Raw genomic sequence first — 7,584 nt, 5'->3', positions numbered from 1 at the left:
GGGTAGGGTGGTGTCAGAGAGGCTGTGGACATAAGGTGAACGTAAACATTCACCAGAGTGACAGGTTCCCCCCCTCTTTTTCGTCATTACACACCTGCCTGAATAAAAAAATCTCTCGCCATTTAAGTTACGGCGCCTGACTGTCGTTTTTTCTCTAGATGGACGGGTAGCACGGTCAGCCGGGCCCCTCTTCGATATGCGTAATGTCGTATTACGTCTCAGCTAGCACTCTATAAGGAATATTGTCATGGCTATTTCTATTCAAACCAACTACGCCTCCCTGGTGGCTCAGAACTCCCTGGCCAAGTCCACCGAATCCCTGAACACCTCCATGGAGCGTCTGGGCACCGGTTACCGTATCAACAGCGCCAAGGATGATGCCGCAGGCCTGACCATCGCCAACCGCATGAACACCGATATGGTCGGTATGAACGCCGGTATCGGTAACATTGAAAAGACCCAGGACATGCTGCAAACCGCTGACCAGGCGATGGCCGAACTGACCAGCATCACCGACCGTATGACCGAACTGGCAACCCAGGCATCGAACGGCACGAACTCCACCGCTGACCTCGAAGCAATGGACTCCGAATTCCAGAAACTGGCTGATGAAGCAAACCGTATCGTTACCGACACCCAGTACGCAGGCAACAACCTGTTCGATACGCTGGCAGCCGGTTCTATCAACGTACAGATTGGCCGTAACGGCTCTGCAGACTCCATCAGCGTCGATGTCTCCTCCGAAATTGGCTCTATGCGTACTGCCATCGGCAGTATGGGCTCCATGACCCTGACCGGCAGCGGTAGCGCCCAGGCGGTACTGAGCGGTCTGAGCACAACCTCCGACACTATCTCAGCTGCCCGTTCTTCCACCGGTGCGTACATCAACTCCCTGGAACACACCAAGAGCAACCTGATGAACGTTGAGATGAACACGGAGGTGGCGAAAGGGCGAATCATGGATGCCGACTTCGCGGAAGAAGGGGCCAACATGTCCAAGCAGATGATGCTGCAGCAGTCCGGCACCATGGTAATGGCTAACGCCAAATCAATGAGCGGCCTGGCCCTGAACCTGATCGGCTAATTATCCGGCTTACCGTCTCACTGAATGGACTGCCCCGGCAGTCCATTTTTTTGTGATGGGCATGAATGTGCTACGTCTGCATTCCCATAATGAAAATCGGCACGATTTTTGCTTTTACGATGTTCAGCGCTCACTGAGAGGCATATACACACAATGATCAACCCCTCCTATCTGGCCAGTTACTTCACCGCCCTCGAGCGGGCGCCTTACGATGAGCGCTATCAGGCCCAGATGGCCGATGTGGACGCTCAGATCGCCGCCTGGGGAGAAATTGAAACCGCCATTACCAGCGTACAGACGGCAGCAAAGGCGCTCTATGCGGACAACGACGGCTTCAATACCACCAAAGCGTCGGTATTACCGGAAAACTCCGGCGCGACCGTATCAACCGGCGCGGGTGCTATCCCTGGTCACCACGAACTCTATGTAGAACAAGTCGCCAAGGCGCAACAGGAGTCGCTCAACTTCGGTACCAGCGGCAATGTGCCTGCCGGTACTCTGACGATTGATGGCACCGATGCCGATGGCAACCCGATAAGTCTGGTCATTGATACCAGCACCCTCAATCCGCCTACGGTCGAGTCGCTCTCTAATGCGATTAATGCTCAGGGCGATGATCTGGGCGTCTCGGCCTCAGTACTGAAGGATGATACCGGCAACTACAACCTGGTAGTGACCAGCGATGACACCGGCGTTGACAACGGGTTTACCATCACTTTTTCCGACCCGTCCGTCACCCAGAAAACGCTGAGCCAGGCGCAAAACGCCATCGTCTGGTACGGCGGTCAGAATACCGGCATTCGGTATGAGTCCCAGAGCAATACCATCAGCGACATGATCCCCGGTGTCACCATCAACGTCACCCAACCGGGCGAACTGACGATTGATGTCATACCGGACACCGAAGCGATCACCGCGGATGTACAAGCCTTTGTCGACAGCTATAACGCGATGATCGACGTGTTCACCACTCATGTGAACACCCCGGAAGGCGCGCTGTATGCCAACGGCTCGGCACGCGGCATCCAGAACAGTATCAAGCAGACGTTCTATACCGTCAGCCCGGACGGCATGATGATGGCCAACTACGGCATCAGCTCCGATCCCTACACTGGCAAGCTGACGCTGGATACGGAAGAGCTGCAAACCGCGCTCACCGAAAACCCCGAAGATGTGGCGGCGCTGTTCAAAGACGTCGCCACCCAAATCGATGACCTCGTTTACACCTACACGGCAACCAGCGGCACCATCTACAACGCCCAGCAAAGTCTGGACAAAGAAAAAGCCAGCATCCAGTCAGATATGGACGCGCTCGATCGCCGTATGGATAAGGTCTACCAGCAATACCTGAAAGAATTCACTGAAATGACCGAGTACATCAACATCATGAACGCCACCTCGGCCATGTTCCAATAACCAGGCAGGAATCGCCATGTTTGACAATGACAACCCGCTAATCGCCTATCGGCAGAATGCCGGAGCCGCCCGTATCGCCGCCGCCAGCCCACAGCAGCTGGTCGTCATCTTACTCGAGCACCTGCTCGACGAGCTGGATTCTATCGAAAACTATATCGCCACCATGCAGCTCAACCGCAAAGGCGACAGTATCAGCAAGTGCCTGGAGATCCTGCATGTTCTGGATGCCAGCCTGGATATCCAGAACGGTGGAAAGCTGGCTGAAACCCTGCACCAGCTCTACGACTTCTGCAGTCGCCGCCTGCTGACCGTCAACCTGCGCAATCAGGCCGCGCCTTTGCAAGAAGTACGCCGGGTGATTATTCCGCTCAAGGAAGGCTGGGAAGGTACTACGTGATAGACCGTATCAGACAACATGGCGAGCAGTTGCTCGCCGCCATGGAAGCGAGGACGGCAAAGCGTGAGTGGAAGGCATTAATCCAGCTGGATGGCCAGCTTGCCGATCTGTTACGCCGTCTCGGGCAGCAACCCGCGCTTAAAGACCAATTGCCCATGACCGAATGGCAGACCCGTCATCGGCAGATAATCACCCAACTGGAAGCCCGCCAGGCATGGCTGGGCGAGCGCCTGCGTGGCGACAGTGAATTGCGGGAAGGCAAACGCACCTATCGTGAAGTTCAGTTGTACGGAGGAGAAAAGCAGTGATTCAACCCACACCAGGTTTGCCCTACGGAAGCCAGACTTCCCCTGCCCCCGGAAGTTTCGTTGCCTTGTCCCAGGCAAGACCCGGCTCCCCTTTCCGCTTTGAGAACAACACGGGTTCTCCTGCCGTGGACTCCCTGATGGGAGAGATCGAACAACTGCGCAAAATCGCAGAGAATGAACCGGACCTGCTTGCCCGACTGGATGAGATGCTGGAAGCGCTCCGCGCCCATGCTCAGGGGAACAAAGAGGCACCCGCCCGGCTGATGGAAACGGCAAGCCAATTGTGGCAACGCCAGCCCCAGGACCCCGCCATCATGGCGCAGGTGCAGCAGGTTTTTTCCACACTGCAGGACGCGCTGGCGACTCAGCCAAAGGGCGGTTCTCTGATTGCGCAACTGCGGGGGATGCAGGCGCAGCCCTCTGCACGCATGCAGCAAAATACTGTGCTGACCGTCGGCGAACTCCAGCAGCAGGCACCACATCAGACTGGCAAAATCGCCAATGGCGCCCCCCTGGCTCCGCTACAGACACAGGCGCTCCTGACCCAACCCAAACCAGACTCTCAGTTGCTCTCTTTGTTGAGTACGATGGCGCTGAATGGCGAACAGTTGAGCGAACTCACGGCCCAGGTCCAGTTACGCCAGACGCAACCTCAACTCCCCGCCGCAACCGGCGTCATGAGTCGGCCTCTTCCGGGATCGGGCGGGCATGAGTTTTCTCCCCTGACCCTGGACAGGCAGCCTTCTCTGTGGGCCGAGCAGATGCTGGCACCGCTGGTGGATCGTCTGCGGGTACAGAACCACCTTGGCGTAAAGCAGGCGACTCTGCGCCTCGATCCGCCCGATCTGGGCAAACTCAATCTTCAGGTGCGAACCGAGGATGACAGAGTGTTTATCCAGATATCAGCAACCAACCCGGTAGTCAGAGATCAGCTGCTGCAATTAAGTGACAAGCTGCGCCAGGATCTACTGTCCGGACAGTCTTACAGCCAGGTCGATATCGACATCGGCCAGCACGGCGAGCAAACCGACGGCCAGCAGGACAACCACAATGCTCAACGGGTTGCGCCAGCCGTAGAAGGGCACGATGAGCCCGAAGTACGCTCACTCGCGACAACCTCCGACTATCACCTGGACACCTATGTCTGATTACCCTTTTTTCCTTTTATAACGAGACAGTTATCCATGGTAAAAAATATTATTATTGGCCTTCTTCTGCTGTTGCTGGCTGGCGGTGGCGGTTATTTCTATCTCGGTGGGTTGGAAGGGATACAGAAAAAATGGGGGGAGACGTCAGACTCCAGCCAAAGCGAAGACCAACCTGAACTGCAGATCTATACCATCGAAAAGGTACTGTTAACTCTGCCGGAAACGGGAGAAACCCGTCTGCATCACGCTCAGCTTGATGTTGTGCTGACCAGCTTCGATCCCAAAACCGTCGCGACACTGAAGAAACTGGATCCTCTGCTGCGCAATATCATCGTCGAGACGTTCTCCGACAAGACATTCAACCAGCTCAGAGAAATGAAAAATTTCAACACGCTGCAAAAGGATCTTCAGAGTGCGTTCGTGGTGGCGCTTGCCAGGTACAAGATCAACCTCGAACTGGTGGATGTAAAACTCAGTAAGATGGTCTTGCAATAACAGGTGGCCGTGATGTCGATGTTTGCCAGCCACGATGCCGCGCTCTTTGAACAGTTTCAGGAGCGCAAACATATTGAAAGCGATCTGCTTCGGCAGTATCTCCCTCTCGTCCACAAACTCGTCAACCAGTTACACAGTCATGCGGGTCCCATTATGGGACGCGAAGACATGATCCAGCTCGGATTGATGGCATTGCTGGATGCGCTGCGCCGCTATCCAGGGCAACTGGATGCCGGATTTATCAGCTATTGCAAACAGAAAATCAGAGGCTCCATCCTCGATGAGCTAAGAAGACTCGACTGGCGTTCGCGCGGCGCCCGTCAGGAGGCTCATCGCCTCAACGATGCAACCCGCCTGCTGACTCAACATCTTGGCCGCCCTCCCAAACCCGATGAACTGGCCGCAGAAATGGGGATCACCCTTAACGAATTGCGAACGCTGGAACAGGAATCCCACGCCAATGCCTTACAGAGTCTGGAGACGCTGCTTGAACAGGGTGAGCATTGCCATCCCGCCGGCAGCGACACCACAGAACCCCTGGAGAGACAACGTTGGCTGGCACAGGCCTTGGGGCAATTACCTGAGCCCGATCGACTGGTGCTGAGCCTCTACTACCAGCATGAGCTGAATATGAAAGAAATTGCCGTCGTCATGCAGAGAACCGAAGCCCGGGTGTGCCAGTTGCATAAGCAGGCTATCTCGCGTCTGCAGGCGGTATTACAAAATGAAATGGAGTCGTCCTGATGTTAAAATTTGTAGGCATCCTCGTGGTGCTGCTTGCCGTCATCGGTGGTTATATATTTGCAGGTGGCGCGATCCGCATGCTCTGGCAGCCTGCCGAATACATTATCATTCTGGGCGCGGCATTAGGCGCTATGCTGCTGGCCAACGACAAAGAAGTGTTGAAAAACATCTGTACGCAATGCAAGCGGGCCTTCGTAAAACATGATGATGGCGACCTGTACCAACAGTTTATCCTGCTGACCATGGAAGTCCTGGAAAACACTAAGCGCCGGGGGCTCAAGTACCTGGACGAACACATTGAAAACCCGCAGGAAAGTACGCTCTTCGCCAAATATCCGTTGATTCTGGATGAGATCCAACTGGTGACCTTTCTCACTGACAACCTGCGCCTGCTCTCAATGGGCAAAATCGAAGGATACGAACTGGAAGCGATCCTCGACAAAGAGATCGGCGCTATCGCCGAAAAACGTCTCTCCGCCTCCCAGGCCGTTGGTACGATTGCTGAAGCCATGCCGGGCTTTGGTATTCTGGCAGCGGTACTGGGGATCGTGATCACGATGGGTAATATCGATGCCGGTATTGTCATTGTCGGTCTCAAAGTCGCGGGCGCGCTGATCGGTACCTTCTTCGGTATCTTTATGTGTTACGGCGTGCTCAGCCCACTTTCCGAAGCCATGAAAGCGACGGTCGAGCGCGATATGACGCTGCTCTATGCCTGCCGCGAGGTATTGATCAACTTCGCGGCCGGTAAATCGCCGTTGATGTCAATTGACGCCGGTCGTCGCATGATCCCGGAAAAATACAAACCCACCTTCTCTGTCATGGAAAGCTGGATTGAAGAGGCCCGGGCGCGATGAACGAAAAGAGCGATTCCGATAAGAGACGCAAAGGCTCGGTCATCATCAAGCGGGTGACCAAAGTGAGCAGCACCCAACATAACGGCGCCTGGAAAGTCGCCTTTGCCGACTTCGCCATCTCCATGATGGCGCTGTTCCTGGTGCTCTGGATCATGGGAGCGACGACGGAAAAGCAGCGCAAGCAGATGGCGGAAGCCGTGGCCAGCAACAAAATAGTGGAACTGGACGGTTCCTCCTCATTGCTGGAGGGGGCTGGCGGTAACTCGGTGCTGGAGGAGACGGTGACCGCGGAATTGCCCTCCACGGAAGAGAAAGAAGAGACGCCAAAAAATGCAAACGAGGCCGAAATCAAAGAGGCCCTCGCCAGACAAGCCTCCTGGTACGAATCACAGGCACAGCTCGGCCAACTGGCGGCCGATCTCTCCAGCACTATCCAGGCGATGAAAGTCAGCGACAGCGTCGTCATCGAGGTGGTGGAGCAAGGGGTCAGAGTCCGTTTTCAGGACCAGGCCAAAAAGCCGCTGTTCGCCAGCGGTAGTCGGGAACTCAGCGGTTATTTTGTCAAGATATTGCGCTCACTTGGCCCCGCCTTCGCGAAGATCAACAATCGGGTGATGATCAGTGGTCACTCCGATGCGACGCCGCTCAACAATGCGTTTTATTCCAACTGGGAACTCTCTACAGAGCGAGCGATTACGGCGCGTCACGTGCTGTCACAAAATGGCATGAAGCCGGAACAAGTGATCCAACTGGCGGGTTATGCTGACACGATGCCTATTGAGGGCAAGGATCCGTTAGATTCGGTCAACCGTCGAATTGAGATACTGATCCTGACCGAAAAAGGGGAAAAAGAGCTGAAGAAGATGTTCAAAAACAGCGCTGCCCCGGTTCCCTCCGGGACTCCCTCTTCTGCCTCTCCCACCGCCACCACACCCGCAGGTTAAGCGGTGAAAAGCGGTTTATATACACCCGGGATAATGGAGACGTGATTCTACGGGCTTAAAGCGTCATCTCTGGAAGAAAGGGACTCGATAACGGCGATTACTTGTCAGTAAAGGAATGAGGGAGAACCTTTCACTCTGGCGAAGGTTGACGTTCACCTTATGTCCGCTGCTTCTCTGAAGCCACACTCCCT

The 7,584-nt window shown here is 55.1% G+C and carries 9 protein-coding genes; all 9 read left to right on the top strand.

What is annotated here, in order from left to right; all coding sequences use genetic code 11:
- The first annotated feature begins 247 nt into the window (after positions 1-247).
- The 9 genes from NNO04_RS21825 to NNO04_RS21785 all read left to right on the top strand — a co-directional run bounded on the left by NNO04_RS21825 (position 248) and on the right by NNO04_RS21785 (position 7,393).
- Entirely contained in the window at positions 248-1,084 is an 837-nt protein-coding gene (locus NNO04_RS21825) for a flagellin N-terminal helical domain-containing protein (RefSeq protein WP_271446443.1), read from the top strand.
- Positions 1,085-1,237: 153 nt separating this feature from the next.
- Positions 1,238-2,500, top strand: coding sequence for a flagellar filament capping protein FliD (fliD, locus tag NNO04_RS21820; RefSeq protein WP_271446442.1), 1,263 nt, complete (start codon positions 1,238-1,240; stop codon positions 2,498-2,500).
- A 16-nt stretch (positions 2,501-2,516) separates the two neighbouring features.
- Entirely contained in the window at positions 2,517-2,897 is a 381-nt protein-coding gene (gene fliS / locus NNO04_RS21815; RefSeq protein ID WP_271446441.1) for a flagellar export chaperone FliS, read from the top strand.
- The gene (locus NNO04_RS21810; RefSeq protein ID WP_271446440.1) at positions 2,894-3,205 is read left to right on the top strand and encodes a hypothetical protein; all 312 of its coding nucleotides are present in this window, start codon (positions 2,894-2,896) and stop codon (positions 3,203-3,205) included. The genes fliS and NNO04_RS21810 overlap by 4 nt, the downstream gene beginning before the upstream one ends.
- Complete coding sequence (locus NNO04_RS21805) at positions 3,202-4,353, top strand: flagellar hook-length control protein FliK (RefSeq protein WP_271446439.1); 1,152 nt, start codon at positions 3,202-3,204, stop codon at positions 4,351-4,353. Before NNO04_RS21810 ends, NNO04_RS21805 begins: the two co-directional genes overlap by 4 nt.
- A gap of 36 nt (positions 4,354-4,389) precedes the next feature.
- Positions 4,390-4,848: a flagellar basal body-associated FliL family protein gene (locus NNO04_RS21800; RefSeq protein WP_271446438.1), complete on the top strand. Its 459-nt coding sequence runs from the start codon at positions 4,390-4,392 to the stop codon at positions 4,846-4,848.
- 12 nt (positions 4,849-4,860) lie between these two features.
- Positions 4,861-5,592: a FliA/WhiG family RNA polymerase sigma factor gene (locus NNO04_RS21795; RefSeq protein WP_271446437.1), complete on the top strand. Its 732-nt coding sequence runs from the start codon at positions 4,861-4,863 to the stop codon at positions 5,590-5,592.
- Complete coding sequence (gene motA, locus NNO04_RS21790; protein WP_271446436.1) at positions 5,592-6,449, top strand: flagellar motor stator protein MotA; 858 nt, start codon at positions 5,592-5,594, stop codon at positions 6,447-6,449. Before NNO04_RS21795 ends, motA begins: the two co-directional genes overlap by 1 nt.
- Positions 6,446-7,393: a flagellar motor protein MotB gene (locus NNO04_RS21785; RefSeq protein ID WP_271446435.1), complete on the top strand. Its 948-nt coding sequence runs from the start codon at positions 6,446-6,448 to the stop codon at positions 7,391-7,393. Before motA ends, NNO04_RS21785 begins: the two co-directional genes overlap by 4 nt.
- The last annotated feature ends 191 nt before the right edge of the window (positions 7,394-7,584 follow it).

This window comes from Citrobacter sp. Awk 4 (assembly GCF_028069725.1).
GTDB lineage: Bacteria > Pseudomonadota > Gammaproteobacteria > Enterobacterales > Enterobacteriaceae > Citrobacter_D.
Note: the sequence above shows the minus strand (reverse complement) of the source record. Positions and strands in the feature narration are given on the sequence as shown.

Coding starts and splice junctions, on each gene's coding strand:
- NNO04_RS21825 (WP_271446443.1), top strand. CDS start 248: ATGGCTATTTCTATTCAAACCAACTACGCCTCCCTGGTGGCTCAGAAC.
- fliD (WP_271446442.1), top strand. CDS start 1,238: ATGATCAACCCCTCCTATCTGGCCAGTTACTTCACCGCCCTCGAGCGG.
- fliS (WP_271446441.1), top strand. CDS start 2,517: ATGTTTGACAATGACAACCCGCTAATCGCCTATCGGCAGAATGCCGGA.
- NNO04_RS21800 (WP_271446438.1), top strand. CDS start 4,390: ATGGTAAAAAATATTATTATTGGCCTTCTTCTGCTGTTGCTGGCTGGC.
- NNO04_RS21795 (WP_271446437.1), top strand. CDS start 4,861: ATGTCGATGTTTGCCAGCCACGATGCCGCGCTCTTTGAACAGTTTCAG.
- motA (WP_271446436.1), top strand. CDS start 5,592: ATGTTAAAATTTGTAGGCATCCTCGTGGTGCTGCTTGCCGTCATCGGT.
- NNO04_RS21785 (WP_271446435.1), top strand. CDS start 6,446: ATGAACGAAAAGAGCGATTCCGATAAGAGACGCAAAGGCTCGGTCATC.